Source organism: Nonomuraea sp. NPDC005692, assembly GCF_040631115.1.
Classification (GTDB): Bacteria; Actinomycetota; Actinomycetes; order Streptosporangiales; family Streptosporangiaceae; genus Nonomuraea.
On sequence record NZ_JBEXYU010000001.1, the window covers coordinates 82,270 to 96,148 of the forward strand.

A 13,879-nucleotide genomic window follows, 5' to 3' on the forward strand; every position below is an offset into this window, starting at 1 on the left:
TCAGCGAGCTTGGAGCGGGCCGTGCGCCTCGATCGAGAGGTCCTGCCAGTCGGCCCAGGTCCTGAGCCGGTCGGCGTAGGCCTGCTGGATCAGCGGGTGGAAGCCCTTGCCGAACAGCACCCGAACCGGCGGGTTGGCGGAGTCGACGAGCTTCAGAAGCGCCTGCGCCGCGGCGGCCGGGTCTCCTGCGGGCATCTTGCCCGCCATCGCGCCCAGGCGCCGGCGGAGACCGTCGTAGGCCGGGTCGGTCCTGGCCATGTGGCCGTTGGCGAGCGGGTCGGGGTTGTTGCCGTTCCGGGTGGCGAAGCCGCCGGGCTCGATGATGGTCACCTTGACGCCGAACTCGGCGACCTCGCCGGCGAGCGCCTCGTTCAGGCCCTCCAGGGCCCACTTGGAGGCGTGATAGGCGCCGCCGAGCGGCATGGCGATGACCCCGGCGGCCGAGGACAGCTGGACGATGTGCCCCGAGCGCTGCTCGCGCAGGTACGGCAGTGCGGCCTGGACCACCCACACCGCGCCGAACAGGTTGGTCTCCAGCTGGTCGCGCAGGTCCTGCTCGGTCAGCTCCTCGACCGCACCGACCTGGGCGTAGCCGGCGTTGTTCACGATGACGTCGAGCCGGCCGAAGTGCTCCTTGGCACGCCGCACGCTCGCGAAGACGGCGGCCCTGTCGGTCACGTCCATCTCCAGCGGGAGCACCGCGTCGCCGTAGGCGTCGGCCAGTTCCTCCAGGCCTGCGGTGCTCCGGGCGGTGGCGGCGACCCGGTCACCGCGCGACAGGGCGGCCTCCACGAAGTTGCGGCCCAGGCCGCGGGACGAGCCGGTGACGAACCAGACCTTCTGCATGCTGTGCTCCTTTCAGCTGTTACACCCCCTGGACGAGACAGCCCCGCACGGATGTGAGCCAGCGCGAGTGTGACCTGCGACACTTGTCGCCTTTGTCCAGCCATGGTGATACCAATGGTCGGCGTGACCCGCACCGAGGAGTTCCAGGCGCTACGGCCGCTGCTGTTCGCGATCGCCTACCGGATCCTGGGCAGTGTGAGCGAGGCCGAGGACGCCGTCCAGGAGACCTGGCTGCGCTACGAGGGCTCCGCGACCCGGCCCGAGTCGCCCAAGGCCTTCCTGTCGGCGACGGTCACCCGGATCTCGATCGACGTGCTGCGCTCGGCCCGCGTGCGGCGCGAGGCCTACGTCGGGCCGTGGTTCCCCGAACCGCTGCTGACCGACCCCTACCAGGACCCGGAGCGGTCGGCGGAGCTGGCCGACTCGGTGTCGATGGCGGCGCTGATCCTGCTGGAGCGGCTCAGCCCGCTCGAACGTGCGGTCTTCGTGCTGCGCGAGGTGTTCACCTTCAGCTACCGGGAGATCGCCGCCGCCGTGGAGCGGTCGGAGGCGGCCTGCCGCCAGCTCGCGGTGCAGGCGCGCCGCCACATGGACGCGGGCCGGCCCCGCTTCCAGGCCGATCGCCGGTCACGGGACCAACTCGCCGGGCGGTTCTTCGGCGCGCTCAAGGAGGGGGACGTCGAAGGGCTGCGGGAACTGCTGGCCGCCGATGTCCGGCTGGTCAACGACGGCGGCGGCAAGATCGGAAGTACCCTGCCCGTCCTCGGCGTGGCGAAGGTGGCCCGAGTGCTGTCCATCGCCGTCGCGCCGTTCGCCCGGATCGGCGCGGTGCTGGAGGCGCACGAGGTGAACGGCCAGCCGGGCGCGATCATCCGCGACCGCGCCGGCCGGATCGTCAGCATCTGGTCGCTCGACATCATGGACGGACGCCTCCACACCATCCGCTCGATCGTCAATCCCGACAAACTCCGGCACCTCGGCCCCCTCGCCGACGCCCACGCGGTCATCCGCGAGAAGAAGCAGCACGCCCCCGGCGCACGCCGCCGCGCCCATTGATCGAACGTGCGCCGAACAGGGCTGATGACCGCCTCACGGTCCTGGGCCGATCAGCCGACGGCGTAGGCGCGGATGACGGTCTGCTTGACGGTCGTTCCCGACGTGTCGGTGGCCACGGCCCTACAGTGCGTTCAGGTCGATGGTCTCGGCCATCGCGTTCAGGCCCGCGTCGTTCGGGTGGAGCCAGTCGCCCTCTTGGCCCTCGCGGACGTTGAACTCCGGGCGCAGCCGGTCGGGGTCGTCCGGGGCGACGAGGGCGCGTTCGAAGTCGGCCACGGCGTCGTACTCGCCGGCCGTCCTGATCCAGGCGTTGACCTGGTCGCGGACCTGCTCCAGACCGTACGGCTCAGGCGTACCGTCGGGGTAGAGCCACGGGTTGCCCTTGAACGGCATGATGGTGCCGCCGACGACGCGGATCCCCCGGGCGTGGGCGCGCCGGATCAACTCGCGGTGCCCCGCGATGATCTGATCGGCGGTGACGTCGGGGTCACGATAGGTGATGTCATTGATGCCCTCCATCACGATCACCGTTCGCACGCCCGGCTTGTCCAGCACGTCCCGCTGGAAGCGGGCGAGGGCGCGTTCGCCGAAGAGCGGGTGGTCGTAGAGGACCCGGTTGCCGGAGATCCCGCTGTTCAGGACGGTCAGCCGGGCGCCGGAGGCGACGAGGCGCTCGGCGAGCTGGTCGGGGTAGCGGTTGTCGGCGTCCGGGGTGGAGCCGGTGCCGTCGGTGACCGAGTCGCCGAAGGTCACCACCGCGCCGCGGGCTGAGGCGCCGAGCACGTCGACGCCGCTGAGGAAGTACCACGACTGGGTGGTGTCGGTGAAGGCGGTGCCGCGCGGGTCGAACCGGTGGTCGCCGGACGCCCGGTAGCTGGTGGCCGAGGAGACGTCGTGGAAGGTGGCGGGTCCGGTCGCGCCATGGAAGTAGAGGGTGACGGCCAGCCGGTCGAGCGCCTGCACCTGGAGCGGGATCGGGTCGCTGACCAGCTCCTGACCGGCCTTGACCACGGCGTCCGCGCGCCGGGAGAAGGTGACGGCGCGCAGCGTGCCAGGACGTACGGCGGCGCCGGTCGCGGCCTTGGCGATCGTCGCCCCGTTCACGGTGAGCGGCGCGGTGCCGTACCGGTTGGAGATGGTGACGCGGAGCGCGGCACCCGGCCCGGTGACGCGGAGCACCTGACGGACAGAGTGGCGTTCGAAGCCCTGCTCCGACCAGTTGGACGACCACGGCAGCCCGCCGGGCGAGGGCTGCTGGACGGCCGCCGCCCAGGCGCCCGTCCAGCGGGGCTGCGTCGTACCGCCTTGGGCGGGGACGGCGGGGACGGCGGGGACGGCGGTGAAGGCGAGGGTGAGCGCGGCCAGGGTCTTGGCGAACAGCATGAGTGGCGGATCCTTGGGTCAGAAGTCGACGGCGTGGTCGGCGGCCCACTGCGCGTAGGTGCGGGCGGGGTGGCCGGTGATCCGCTCGACGGTGTCGTTGACGTCGGCGGGCTTGCCGACGCGGGCCGCCATCAGCTCGAACAGCGCGCCGAGGAAGGCCGGATCCATGAAGGCGCTCATCTGCTCCAGCACCGGCGCGGGGTCGAGGTCTTCGACGGTGAGCGGGCGGCCGAGCGCCTGGCCGAGGATGGCGACCTGGTCGGCCTGGGTGAGCGACTCCGGCCCGGTCAGGTGGTAGGTCTGCCCGGCGTGGCCGGGGCGGGTCAGCGTCGCGGCCGCGACGTCGGCGACGTCCCATTCGTGGATGGCGCTGAAGGCGGCCTCGGTGTACGGCGCGCGGATCACGTCGCCGCCGGAGAGCTGCATCGCGAAGGTCAGCGAGTTGATCGCCGGGAAGAGCAGCCGCAGGATCGTCCACTCCAGGCCGGACTCGCGTATGGCCCGCTCCACGTCGCCGTGGTACTGGGCGATCACATCCGGCTGCGCGCCTGCGCCGTCGACCACCGCGCCCGAGGACAGGAAGACGATCCGGCTCACCCCGGCGTCGCGGGCGGCGGCCAGCAGCGGCGCCGGGTCCATGCCGTACGGCAGGACCAGCAGGAGGGCGCTCACCCCGTCGAGCGCGGCTGGGAGGGTTTGGGGCTCGGTCAGATCGGCCTGGGCCAGTTCGACGCCCTGCGGCAGGGCGGCGCGTTCGGGCGTGCGGGTCAGAGCGCGGACGGGGTGGCCCGCCGCGTGCAACACTTCGACGGCTTGTCGGCCGAAGTGGGCGGTGGCGCCGGTTATGAGGTACATCGAGGTCTCCTCGTGTCAGAACGGAATGCTGTGTTCCGACGCTGTAAGGCGGCGCAGAGCGCGTCGACCTCCTCGTCGGTGTTGTAGTAGTGCACCGACGCCCGCACCACGGCGGCCAGGCCACGCTCGCCCAGGTCGTAGCGGGCGGACGTGACCGCGGACACGCTGGTGTTGATCCCGGCCGCGCTCAGGCGGCGGTGCACGTCGGCAGCGGACTCGCCGTCGACGGTGAAGGTGACGATCCCGCACAGCCGCTGCCCCCGGTCCTGGACGGTCACCCGAGGCAGCTCCCCCAGCCGCCGCCGCAGCCGGGCCGCCAACGCGGTGACGCGCTCCGCGATCGCCTCGACGCCCCAGCTCAGGGCGTAGTCCACCGCGACGCCGAGGCCGATCTTGGCCGCGTAGTTGGCCTCCCAGTTCTCGAACCTGCGCGCGCCTGAACGGATCTCGTAGGTGTCCTGGCCGGTCCAGGTGGCAGCGTGCAGGTCGAGGAAGGGCGGTTCCAAGGTGTCGGCGAGCCGCTTGGAGACGTAGAGGAAACCCGTGCCGCGCGGCCCGCGCAGGAACTTGCGGCCGGTGGCCGACAGCAGGTCGCAGCCGAGCTGCCGCACATCGACCGGGAGTTGCCCGACGGACTGACAGGCGTCGAGCAGGAACGGTACGCCCGCGGCGCGGGTCAGCCGGCCGATCTCGGCCGCGGGGTTGACCAGTCCGCTCTGGGTCGGGACGTGGGTGACGGCCACGAGCTTGACGTCGGCGGCGAGCCGCCGCTCCAGGTCGCGTACCGACAACTGGCCGTGCTCGTCGTCGTCGACCACCTCGACCCGAGCGCCGGTACGGCTCGCGACCTGCAGGAAGGCGATCACGTTGCTGGCGTATTCGGCGCGGGAGGTCAGGATCCTGTCCCCCGGTCCGAAGCGCAGCGCGTAGAAGGCCATGTCCCAGGCGCGGGTGGCGTTCTCGACCACGGCGATCTCGTCCGGCAGGCAGCCGATCAGCCGGGCGATCGCCTCGTAGACCGCGTTCACCTGCGGAGCCGCGACGGCGGCGGCTTCGTATCCCCCGAGCCGCCCCTCCAGCCGCAGGTGTCCGATGACGGCGTCGAGCACCGGGGCCGGAGCGAGCGCCGCACCGGCGTTGTTGAGGTGCACCACCTCGGCGCATCCCGGGGTGTCGAGGCGGGCACGTGCCACATCCAGGAGGCTCACGGCAGTCGAGGTCCCGCCTCGCGCTGGGCGGCGAGCCAGTTCTCCACCTCGTCGGCCCGGCTGGGCAGCGCGCCGGACAGGTTGACCGCGCCTTCCGCGGTGACCAGGATGTCGTCCTCCACCCGGATCCCGATCCCGCGGAGCTCGGCGGGAACCAGATCGTCCTCCGGCTGGAAGTACAGTCCGGGCTCGACGGTCAGCACGTTGCCCGCGCCGAGCTCGCCCCCGCGATAGCGCTCGGGCCGGGCGTTGGCGCAATCGTGCACGTCGGTGCCCAGCATGTGGCCGAACCCGTGCAGCGTCCACCGCCAGTAGTGCATCGACGCCGGGTCCATCGCCTCGTCGGCGCTCACCTTGAGCACCCCGAGCTCGACCAGGCCCTCGGCGAGCGCCCGCATGCAGGTCAGATGGACGTCGGCGAACTTCACCCCCGGTTTGACCGCTGCGATACCGGCCTGCTGGGCGGCGTGGACGATGTCGTAGACCTCGCGCTGGAGCGGGGTGAAGACACCGGAGACCGGCAGGGTGCGGGTGATGTCGGCGGTGTAGAGCTGATGGCCTTCCACTCCCATGTCCATGAGCAGCAACTCGCCGGGCGCGGTGAAGCCGTCGTTGCGCTTCCAGCACAGGATCGTGGCGTGCGCTCCGGCGCAGACGATCGAGCCGTAACCGACGTCGTTGCCGTCGTGCCGGGCGCGCAGCCCGAAGACGCCTTCGATCAGCCGCTCGGACACGCCCCGGTCGGCGGGCAGCACCCGGGCGACGTCCTCGAACCCCCGGATGGTGGCGTCGACCGCCTCCTGGAGCCGGCGGATCTCCCACTCGTCCTTGACGAGCTTGAGTTCGGCGATCGCCGCCGAGAGCGCCCGGTCACGGACGTCGTCGGCGGGCACGGCCGCGTCGACCCTGGCGTCGAGCCCGCGCAGCACCCGGGTGCGCCCTGGCACGCATCGCGCCAGGGCGGCGTCGAGGCCGGCCAGCGGGGCGGTGTCGACACCGAGCTCGGTCGTCTTCTCATCGAGCGTACGGCGGCGCCCGGCCCACAGCTCGCCGGCCCGGTCGCGGAAGAACTCGTCCGTCTCCCGCGAGGAGCGCTGGTGGGTGTAGAGCAGGGCGTCACCGCCCGGTCGCAGGACCAGCACACCGTCGGGGTCGTGGTCGCCGGTGAGGTAGGAGAAGTCGCTTCCCGGGCGGAAGCGGTAGAGGGTGGCATTGGCGCGGATCTTGGCAGGTCCGGTGGGGATGACCAGCGTCTCCCCGGGGAAAGCGCGCGACAGCTCGGCGCGGCGGCGCGCGTGGTGCGGCACGCCCGGTAGGGGACGCACGTCCAGCGGCTGGTCGAGCCAGGCCGCGCGCATGAACTCCAGGAGCCTGGGCTGGAAGTCGGGGTCGTGGGCGGCCTTGGTCATCACCGGCTCCCGGTCCACTCGACGTGGAGTTCCTCGTGAGCGGCGAAGCGCAGGAGATGCCTGGTGACGACGTCCTGGACGCCGCCCAGCGCGTCGAGGTCCGCGGCCTCGACGACCAGGACGAGCACCCCCTGACTCGACCGCAGAGAGCAGGCGCCGGAGCGGAAGGTGATCGTCGCGCACCCCGGGCCGGTGTGCTCGGCGGCGGCCTTGTGGCCCAGATGGGAGACGAGCTGTTTGGCGTACCGCTCGGGGCGGTCGGTCGCGACGTGTGCCGTGGCCAGAAGCATGCACCCTCCAAGTGTTTAGATATGTCGACGCTTTAGGCGCTCGGCAGTCTGCCAACGTCTCGCGCGATTTGTCAAAAGCGTCGAGAGTCCTCGACACTTGACCCCATGACCGATGAGCAGCTCCTCTCTCTGCGCTCATCCGCGCAGTACAAGGCGCTCGGGCACCCGATGCGCCACCGCATGGTGAACCTGCTGCGCCAGCGCCCGGCCACCCTCAGCGAGCTGACCACCGCGCTCGACTCCACCAAGGGCACGGTCGGCTACCACGTGCGGGTCCTGCGCGAGGCCGGGCTCGTCCGCCTCGCGAGCACCCGCCAGGTGCGCGGCGGCACCGAGCAGCGCTTCGAACTCGTCAACCGCGGCTTCCAGCTCGACGAGGAGACCGGCGCCAGATTCCTGCACGACGCGGCCCTGGCCGAGATGTCACCCGTACGACCGGGCGACCCCGGCCACACCGTGCTGCACCACGTCTGGCTCACCCCGGAAGAGGCCCGCACGCTGGCAGGACGGATCGAAGACTACGAACACGGTCAGCGCCTCGCCCCCGAACACGGCACCGAGGCGTACGGACTGCTCCTCAGCCTCTACCGCGCCGACATCCCCCGCCTGCCACCGGAAGGTCGCCCCACGTGACAACACGTCGACCGGCCAACGGGGCGACAAGCTGCCGCCGTTCCTCAGCCGCGCGCCGGATCGGGACCGTTGGCGGGGGCTGCGTTCATGAACCATGGGCGGGACGACGGACGGCGTCGGACAGCCGGCGGGCTTCCCGTCGGCGCGCCGCCGGTTCACAGGTCGTCTACGCGAGCGAACGCCAGTTCGGCGGCCGAGCAGGGCATCGGTGAGGTCGACCGGAAGCCCCAGGGGTGTCCCCTTACGTGCCATAGAAGGCACGGATGCCGATGCTGCCGTCGTTCTGCTTGACCAGCGTGAGACCGTCCATGGTCATGACCTGCGGCGGGGCCGCCTGGGCGGATGCGACTCCAGGGCCGGCGCCAAGGTGAGGGTAGGTGGTGGCCAGGACGCGCGTCGGGGACGGCCATCCAAGTCCCTGACGCTCGCACAAGCCGAAGCCGCGCTCACGGCTGCCGAGCAAGCCAAGCCGCGGCTGTCGGCGTACGTGGCGCGGCACAGCTTCGTGTCACTGCTGTCCGCAGACGGTTGAGTTGGGTTGGGGTGCCGTCCCGCCCGCACCCTCAGCAGCGGGACGGCACGTGCCATGTCCGGATGTGGACAAGATCAGGGGCAACCAACCGGACGCCTGCCGCGTCTCACTGGTTCCGACGTCTCAGGAGTCGCCTCATGGCCTATCCGCCCCAGCCGCCCCAGGACCCGTACGGGCAGCCCTACGGCCCTTCAGGGCCGCAGTACCCGCAGGCGTACGGGCAGCAGGGGCCACCCCAGTACCTGCCTCAGCCGTACAGCCAGCCCTACCAGGTGCAGCCCCACATGCAGCCGTACCAGCAGGCATCGCAGGCGCCCCAGTTCGGGCCGGTGCAGTGGGTCACGGTGCGCGAGCGCGGATTCAACCCCACGGCGTTCGTCATCCACCTACTGCTGTGGCTGCTCGTCCACTGGTGGCTCGCCGGCTGCACCCTCGGCATCTGGCTGATCGCTGCAATTCCGCTCACGTTCATCGGCTGGAACGTCACCCGGACGTATCCCGTGCAGAACGTCTCCCAACCGCCCTACCCGCACTGAGGTTCGATCAGGGACTCTGTATCCACCCCGGGCCTGCAACTCGGCCAGGGCGTCGGTGACGCGTCGAAGACGTATTCGACGAGCGCTTCCCATGTCCGCTCAGCGCGTTGCCGCCGCGCCAGGAGGTGACCTGCTCTGCAGGGTGAGCTGGGGAGTTTCACGACGGGGGGCCTTTGAAACCGGCGGAGCGGACGCCTCTCAACGCCCACCGGCCTGACGACCGTCCGTACGGGGGCGATAGGCGGGCGAGGCACCCGCCGTAAACCGGGACGCACAAGGCGTGAAAGACGCGAGAGTGGGGCGCCGCGTCATGAGGCGAGGAGATCGAAGTGGAAGCCGAGCACAAGCAGCATCACCGCAGTCCAGCGGATGACGCGCTCCCAGGATCGGCTCTCCAGCCCCCTGGCCAAGACTTGCGTCAGCACCCTTGCGATCTGAGGAGTGATGGCCAGCGCCACAACCCCGACGACATTTGCCAGCACCACAGTGATTCTGTCCGCGGTGGGCCCGAGGTGGAGATTGCCGCTCACAAAAGCAGCGATGGCGACAAGTAGCCCCAACGCCGACACCCAGAGGCCGAGCCTCTGAAGCGTCAGCGACCGAAGGGGATCGAACCGCTTGAACCTGTCGGCGAACTGCCTGATGCGGTCGGGTCCGATGATGTCCAGGACGACGGTCATCCCGGCGAAGAAGGAGACGACTTTGCCGATGCGGCCGAGCGCCAGGATCGAAGCCCCATAGAGGGTGTGCTGGTTCACCTGGACGTTGTCGAACCACATCCCCCATGCCTGGAAGAGCCCGAGATCCGCCATGACCGGAGCGTAGAAGAGGCTGGATGGTCTGCCTAGCCGTATTGACCCGCAGGGTTGTCGACGCACAGCGTGTACGGCGCGTCCGCACCGCCCACCTGGAACAACACCCGGGCCTCCCGGTCCGAGATCTTGACGGTGTTCTGGTAGGCGTGGGTCCTGGACCCGGTGCCGACCTCGGGGTAGCCGTCCACGATCGCGGCGGGCTTCGCACCCGCAGGGACCTGGGCGCACAGCCGCCCGCCTGTCGCCTCGATCGGCGTGATCTTGGACGCCCACCAGCCCTTGACCCCGTTGTCCAGCGAGCCGTTCACCACGGCGTCGCCGGCGGGCCCAGCGGCGTACGCGAGAGTGGCCGCCGCGGCCATCGCCACGAAGGCACCCAAACCGCCAGACCGTCTCGGCCTGGCGCTCCGGTCGACGCCACCGGAACGTCAGTGCCGCCGGGCGCAGCGTGAGTCATCGAGTGCTCCGGAAGCTCCGCGCCCAACGGCGGAGTTCGGTGGCCGCCTCGTCGCGAGTGAGGGAACCGCGTTCTAGGTGAACCTCTTGCAGGTGCCGGATCGCGGCCCCCACCGTCGGGGAGGGCGGGAGGCCGAGGATCCGCATCACCGTTCTGCCGTCGAGCACGACCGGGACATCGTCGCGCCTGGCGTACCTGTCACGTTCGGCGGCGGCGCGGGCGTCGGCCTCCTCCCTGGCGCGGCATGCGGCCTCCCACGCGTCGTAGCCGGGGGCGTCCAGGGCGTCCAGGGCCGCCCGGCGCCACCCCTCCATGTCGCGTTCCCGCCCGAGGCCGACCGCGTCGAAGAGGTCCGCCGCGCCTGCTCTGACCACTCCGAGGTGCGCGAGCACGGCGTTGATCGGCCAGTCGTCGCGCGGCGGTCCGGCCTGGATCGAGGCGTGCTCGGGCCCCCACCTGCGACGGCCGTTCTCCCACAGGGCGGCGGCCTGGCTGCCGCTGCCACCCCAGAAGTCCGCTTCCACGTAAGCGACATGGCCGCCTCGGGACCAGTCCTTCAGTCTCCCGGCGAGCCCCGGGGACATGAGCGTGAACGGCCCGCTCTCCTGCCGCGCACCGGCCGGCTCGTCGCAGATCTCGTCGATCACCGGCAGTAGCCCCAGGCGCTGTCCGAGAGGCGCCACCACAGCCCGTGGCACTTCGCCCACCAGGGAGCGGAGACGGTCGAACTCACCGACGACACCGTGGAGCACGTACGACATGCCCGCACCCTAGATCACCAGCTTCATGATCCACATCGCGCACGCCGCCGTGGCCGGCCCGTCTAGGGTGGGCGCATGGCCGAACGGCGTCCCTTGATCGCGCGCAGGCTGCGGCCGGGACACTGGGTCGCCGTCGACGTGTTCGCGGCCGTTGCCCTGGCCGCCGGGTTCTCGGTGCCGGCAGTGCTGGCGCCCGAGTCCGCCCGGGTGTCGCCCTGTGTGGCCGTGCCGGTGATCGCGCTGGCCTGCCTGCCGCCGGCGGTGCGGCGTCGGTGGCCGGTGCCGGTGTGCGCGGTGGTCATGGTGGCGGCGGTGTTCGCGCCGTTCGCCGGGTGGCAGGAGGCGTTCGTGCCCTTGGCGGTCGCGCTGCACGCGGTGGCGCTGCTGGCGGCGCGCCGGACGGCGGTGGCGGCGCTGGTGGCCGCGCTGGCGGTGACCGCCGCCGGTGCCGCGGTCGGCTCCGCCTCCTGGACGCAGGCGGCCTCGGCGTGCGGATTCGCCTGGCTGCTGCTCGGTCTGGCATGGACGATCGGGCTTGCCGTACGGGAGCAGCGCACGTACGCCGCCCAGGCCGTCGCACGGTCGGCGCAGGCCGCGGCGACGGCGGAACGGCTGCGGGTGGCTCGTGAGGTGCACGACGTCGTCGCCCACAGCATGGGCCTGATCTCCATGCGGGCCGGCATCGCCAACCACGTCGCCGCCACGCATCCCGAGGAGGCGGGTGAAGCGTTGTCGATCATCGAGGAGACCAGCCGGAAGGCGCTCACGGACTTGCGCGGCCTTCTGGGCCTGCTCCGCGACGCCCCGGCAGAGCGGGACGGCGCGCCGTACCTGGCGGACACGCTGGGCGAGCTGGTCGCGGCGATCCCGGACGGTGACGTGCGGGTGGAGCTCGACGTCGAGCCCGGCCTCGCGCTCGGCGGCGAGGCGGCCCTGGTCGTCCATCGCCTCGTGCAGGAGTCGCTGACCAACGTGCTCAGACACGCCGGCCCGGCCCGGTGCCGGGTGGCCGTCGCCACCCGGGCACGGCGCGAACTGGTGGTCGAGGTCGTCGACGACGGTCGCGGGGGTGTGCCACGTGCGGGAGGTCACGGGCTGGCCGGGCTGGAAGAACGGGTGATCCTGTACGGCGGGACGTTCTCGGCCGGACCGGAGCCCGGCGGCGGCTTCGCCGTCCGCGCAGGACTGCCCTTGCCAGGCGGTTCCGGGGAGGCAGGCGGTTTCGGGGAGGCAGGCGGTTTCGGGGAGGACGGCGGTTTCGGGGAGGACGGCAGGTGAGCACGTTCACGGTGCTGATCGCCGAGGACCAGGCGTTGCTGCGCGCGGGCCTGCGCAGGCTGATCGACACCGCCCCCGGCCTGGCGACCGTCGGCGAGGCCGGGACCGGGCAGCAGGCCGTGGAACTGGCCCGCGACCTGCGGCCCGACCTGGTGCTCATGGACGTCCGCATGCCCGGCCTCGACGGGATCAAGGCCACCCAGCTGATCAAGGCCGACCCGGCGACCGCCGGGACGCGGGTGGTGATGCTGACCACGTTCGATCTCGACGAGTACGTTTATGGGGCGTTGCGCGCCGGAGCCAGCGGGTTCCTGCTGAAGGACACCGGGCCCGGCGACCTGCTGGAGGCGCTGCGCATCGTCGGGGAAGGGCAGGCGCTGCTGGCCCCGTCGGTCACCACGCGGCTGATCGCGGAGTTCGCCCGGCGCGAGCCCGCCGCGACCCCGGCCCGGCTGGCGGCGGGGCTGACCCAGGTGTCCGGCCGGGAGCGGGAGGTGCTGGTGCTGGTGGCCCGGGGGCTGACCAACCCGCAGATCGCCGAGCGGCTCGGCATCGGGCAGGCGACGGTCAAGACCCATGTCCGCAGCCTGCTGGCCAAGCTCGCCGCGCACGACCGGGCACAGCTCGTCATCGCCGCCTACGAGGGCGGCGTGGTCACGGCCGGCGGGCAGGCGCCGTCAGCGGCGGTAGGAGACCTCGGGGAAGGCGGCTGACGGGCCCCGCAGCAACGCCTGCGGACGGCCGCGCAACGTCTGCTCGAAGAAGGCCGGCGGGTAGGCGCGCTGGAAGGCCAGCGCCCGCTCGGCCGGGATCGTGCCGACGACCTCCGCCAGCTGCTCCTTCCCCAGCCCCAGCGCCCCGGCCGACATGGGGATGAGCAGGACGTCGTCGCCGAAGGAGTTGTGCGCCGCCCCCTTGAGCGTCACGTTGAGCCGCCATCCCCGCAACCCGTCCCAGAAGGCACGCAGCGTCGGATTGGTGGCCATGCCGCCCTTCCCGTCGGTGTCGACCACCATGTAAGGCCGGTCGAGGCCGGACTGCGCCACCTTGCCGAAGACGGCGCCGTCCAGGCCGAGCCCGGCCTTGATCCGCGGGTCGGCGTACATGGCGGAGGAGGTGGCCGCGCCGCCCAGCGAATGCCCGAACATCCCGATCCGCGCGAGGTCGAAGAGCGGCTTCCCGGCACGTCCGGGCACCTTCTCCGCCAGCAGGGACAGGCTGTCCAGGACGAACCGCACGTCGGCCACCCGAACCTCGACCGCCTTGGCGAAATCGGTCACCTCGGGACCCGACTCCACCCGGCCGCCGGGGAACTCCACCACCGCCGCGTCATAGGGGTGATCCACGGTGACCACCGCGTATCCCCGGCTGGCCAGCTCCTCGGCGACGCCGGTCCCGTACGCGCGCGAGGCGTTGGCGCCCGGCGAGTACAGGACGACCGGCAGTTCGCCCAGGCTCGTGTCGACGGGCGCGCCCTCGTGGCCGTCCGTCCTGTCCAGCAGCACCGAGCCCGGCTCCAGGTCGTTCATCTTCAGGTACCGGTCCGCCGCCGCCCTCGGCATCCAGGGGGCGACCGGGTGGGCCTGCACGTCCCGGGCCGGGTACCACAGGCTGACCATCAGCTCCCGCTTCCTGCCGGAGCCGTTCCAGGGATCCGGGCGGGACTGATCCACCAGGTGGACCGAGACGGTACCCACCGGATGCGGGCCCGTCGGCTTCGGAACGGTCAGGCGCTGCGGCGGGGCGGAGCCGCATCCGGCCAGCGCGAGAGCCAGGGCGGTGATGACGAGTGCACGTTTCACCCCATTCACGCTGCCAAC

The 13,879-nt window shown here is 71.5% G+C and carries 15 protein-coding genes; 5 read left to right on the forward strand and 10 right to left on the reverse strand.

What is annotated here, in order from left to right; all coding sequences use genetic code 11:
* Positions 1 to 846 carry an SDR family NAD(P)-dependent oxidoreductase gene (locus tag ABZ459_RS00410; RefSeq protein ID WP_357964197.1) on the reverse strand — a complete coding sequence of 282 codons (846 nt, stop codon included), beginning with the start codon at positions 844 to 846 and terminating at the stop codon, positions 1 to 3.
* Between the two features lie 123 nt (positions 847 to 969).
* Between ABZ459_RS00410 and ABZ459_RS00415 the strand changes: the two genes are divergently transcribed.
* Positions 970 to 1,902, forward strand: coding sequence for an RNA polymerase sigma-70 factor (locus ABZ459_RS00415; RefSeq protein ID WP_357965832.1), 933 nt, complete (start codon positions 970 to 972; stop codon positions 1,900 to 1,902).
* 120 nt (positions 1,903 to 2,022) lie between these two features.
* Here ABZ459_RS00415 and ABZ459_RS00420 read toward each other — a convergent pair whose 3' ends face one another.
* The 5 genes from ABZ459_RS00420 to ABZ459_RS00440 are packed head-to-tail and all read right to left on the reverse strand — an operon-like array spanning position 2,023 to position 7,047.
* Positions 2,023 to 3,285, reverse strand: a complete 1,263-nt coding sequence (locus tag ABZ459_RS00420) for an SGNH/GDSL hydrolase family protein (RefSeq protein WP_357964199.1) — start codon at positions 3,283 to 3,285, stop codon at positions 2,023 to 2,025.
* A gap of 18 nt (positions 3,286 to 3,303) precedes the next feature.
* The gene (locus ABZ459_RS00425; RefSeq protein WP_357964201.1) at positions 3,304 to 4,140 is read right to left on the reverse strand and encodes an NAD(P)H-binding protein; all 837 of its coding nucleotides are present in this window, start codon (positions 4,138 to 4,140) and stop codon (positions 3,304 to 3,306) included.
* Positions 4,128 to 5,333, reverse strand: coding sequence for an aminotransferase class V-fold PLP-dependent enzyme (locus ABZ459_RS00430; RefSeq protein WP_357964202.1), 1,206 nt, complete (start codon positions 5,331 to 5,333; stop codon positions 4,128 to 4,130). Before ABZ459_RS00430 ends, ABZ459_RS00425 begins: the two co-directional genes overlap by 13 nt.
* An 11-nt stretch (positions 5,334 to 5,344) precedes the next feature.
* The gene (locus tag ABZ459_RS00435; RefSeq protein WP_357964204.1) at positions 5,345 to 6,757 is read right to left on the reverse strand and encodes an aminopeptidase P family protein; all 1,413 of its coding nucleotides are present in this window, start codon (positions 6,755 to 6,757) and stop codon (positions 5,345 to 5,347) included.
* Positions 6,757 to 7,047 carry a DUF2218 domain-containing protein gene (locus ABZ459_RS00440; RefSeq protein WP_357964205.1) on the reverse strand — a complete coding sequence of 97 codons (291 nt, stop codon included), beginning with the start codon at positions 7,045 to 7,047 and terminating at the stop codon, positions 6,757 to 6,759. The genes ABZ459_RS00435 and ABZ459_RS00440 overlap by 1 nt, the downstream gene beginning before the upstream one ends.
* A 105-nt stretch (positions 7,048 to 7,152) precedes the next feature.
* Here ABZ459_RS00440 and ABZ459_RS00445 point away from each other — a divergent pair, with 105 nt between their 5' ends.
* Both ABZ459_RS00445 and ABZ459_RS00450 read left to right on the forward strand, forming a co-directional pair.
* Positions 7,153 to 7,680 carry a helix-turn-helix domain-containing protein gene (locus tag ABZ459_RS00445; RefSeq protein ID WP_357964207.1) on the forward strand — a complete coding sequence of 176 codons (528 nt, stop codon included), beginning with the start codon at positions 7,153 to 7,155 and terminating at the stop codon, positions 7,678 to 7,680.
* A gap of 669 nt (positions 7,681 to 8,349) precedes the next feature.
* On the forward strand, positions 8,350 to 8,748 hold the full coding sequence (locus ABZ459_RS00450; RefSeq protein ID WP_357964209.1) for a hypothetical protein: 399 nt from the start codon (positions 8,350 to 8,352) through the stop codon (positions 8,746 to 8,748).
* Between the two features lie 308 nt (positions 8,749 to 9,056).
* Here ABZ459_RS00450 and ABZ459_RS00455 read toward each other — a convergent pair whose 3' ends face one another.
* The 3 genes from ABZ459_RS00455 to ABZ459_RS00465 form a co-directional block, all read right to left on the reverse strand.
* Positions 9,057 to 9,560 carry a hypothetical protein gene (locus ABZ459_RS00455; protein WP_357964210.1) on the reverse strand — a complete coding sequence of 168 codons (504 nt, stop codon included), beginning with the start codon at positions 9,558 to 9,560 and terminating at the stop codon, positions 9,057 to 9,059.
* Positions 9,561 to 9,592: 32 nt separating this feature from the next.
* Positions 9,593 to 9,943, reverse strand: coding sequence for a hypothetical protein (locus ABZ459_RS00460; protein ID WP_357964212.1), 351 nt, complete (start codon positions 9,941 to 9,943; stop codon positions 9,593 to 9,595).
* Between the two features lie 73 nt (positions 9,944 to 10,016).
* Positions 10,017 to 10,781, reverse strand: a complete 765-nt coding sequence (locus ABZ459_RS00465) for a hypothetical protein (protein WP_357964214.1) — start codon at positions 10,779 to 10,781, stop codon at positions 10,017 to 10,019.
* 75 nt (positions 10,782 to 10,856) lie between these two features.
* On the opposite strand from ABZ459_RS00465, the gene ABZ459_RS00470 reads away from it, so the two are divergent.
* Positions 10,857 to 12,059, forward strand: a complete 1,203-nt coding sequence (locus ABZ459_RS00470; RefSeq protein ID WP_357964216.1) for a histidine kinase — start codon at positions 10,857 to 10,859, stop codon at positions 12,057 to 12,059.
* Positions 12,056 to 12,772, forward strand: a complete 717-nt coding sequence (locus ABZ459_RS00475; protein WP_357964218.1) for a response regulator transcription factor — start codon at positions 12,056 to 12,058, stop codon at positions 12,770 to 12,772. Before ABZ459_RS00470 ends, ABZ459_RS00475 begins: the two co-directional genes overlap by 4 nt.
* Here the strand turns inward: ABZ459_RS00475 and ABZ459_RS00480 are convergent.
* Complete coding sequence (locus ABZ459_RS00480) at positions 12,737 to 13,861, reverse strand: lipase (RefSeq protein WP_357964219.1); 1,125 nt, start codon at positions 13,859 to 13,861, stop codon at positions 12,737 to 12,739. The genes ABZ459_RS00475 and ABZ459_RS00480 overlap by 36 nt on opposite strands.
* Between the last annotated feature and the right edge of the window lie 18 nt (positions 13,862 to 13,879).

Bases quoted from the DNA above. Each gene is read 5' to 3' on its own strand.
- ABZ459_RS00425 (WP_357964201.1), bottom strand. From the start codon at position 4,140: ATGTACCTCATAACCGGCGCCACCGCCCACTTCGGCCGACAAGCCGTC.
- ABZ459_RS00455 (WP_357964210.1), bottom strand. From the start codon at position 9,560: ATGGCGGATCTCGGGCTCTTCCAGGCATGGGGGATGTGGTTCGACAAC.
- ABZ459_RS00450 (WP_357964209.1), top strand. From the start codon at position 8,350: ATGGCCTATCCGCCCCAGCCGCCCCAGGACCCGTACGGGCAGCCCTAC.
- ABZ459_RS00410 (WP_357964197.1), bottom strand. From the start codon at position 846: ATGCAGAAGGTCTGGTTCGTCACCGGCTCGTCCCGCGGCCTGGGCCGC.
- ABZ459_RS00465 (WP_357964214.1), bottom strand. From the start codon at position 10,781: ATGTCGTACGTGCTCCACGGTGTCGTCGGTGAGTTCGACCGTCTCCGC.
- ABZ459_RS00445 (WP_357964207.1), top strand. From the start codon at position 7,153: ATGACCGATGAGCAGCTCCTCTCTCTGCGCTCATCCGCGCAGTACAAG.
- ABZ459_RS00435 (WP_357964204.1), bottom strand. From the start codon at position 6,757: ATGACCAAGGCCGCCCACGACCCCGACTTCCAGCCCAGGCTCCTGGAG.
- ABZ459_RS00440 (WP_357964205.1), bottom strand. From the start codon at position 7,047: ATGCTTCTGGCCACGGCACACGTCGCGACCGACCGCCCCGAGCGGTAC.
- ABZ459_RS00420 (WP_357964199.1), bottom strand. From the start codon at position 3,285: ATGCTGTTCGCCAAGACCCTGGCCGCGCTCACCCTCGCCTTCACCGCC.
- ABZ459_RS00470 (WP_357964216.1), top strand. From the start codon at position 10,857: ATGGCCGAACGGCGTCCCTTGATCGCGCGCAGGCTGCGGCCGGGACAC.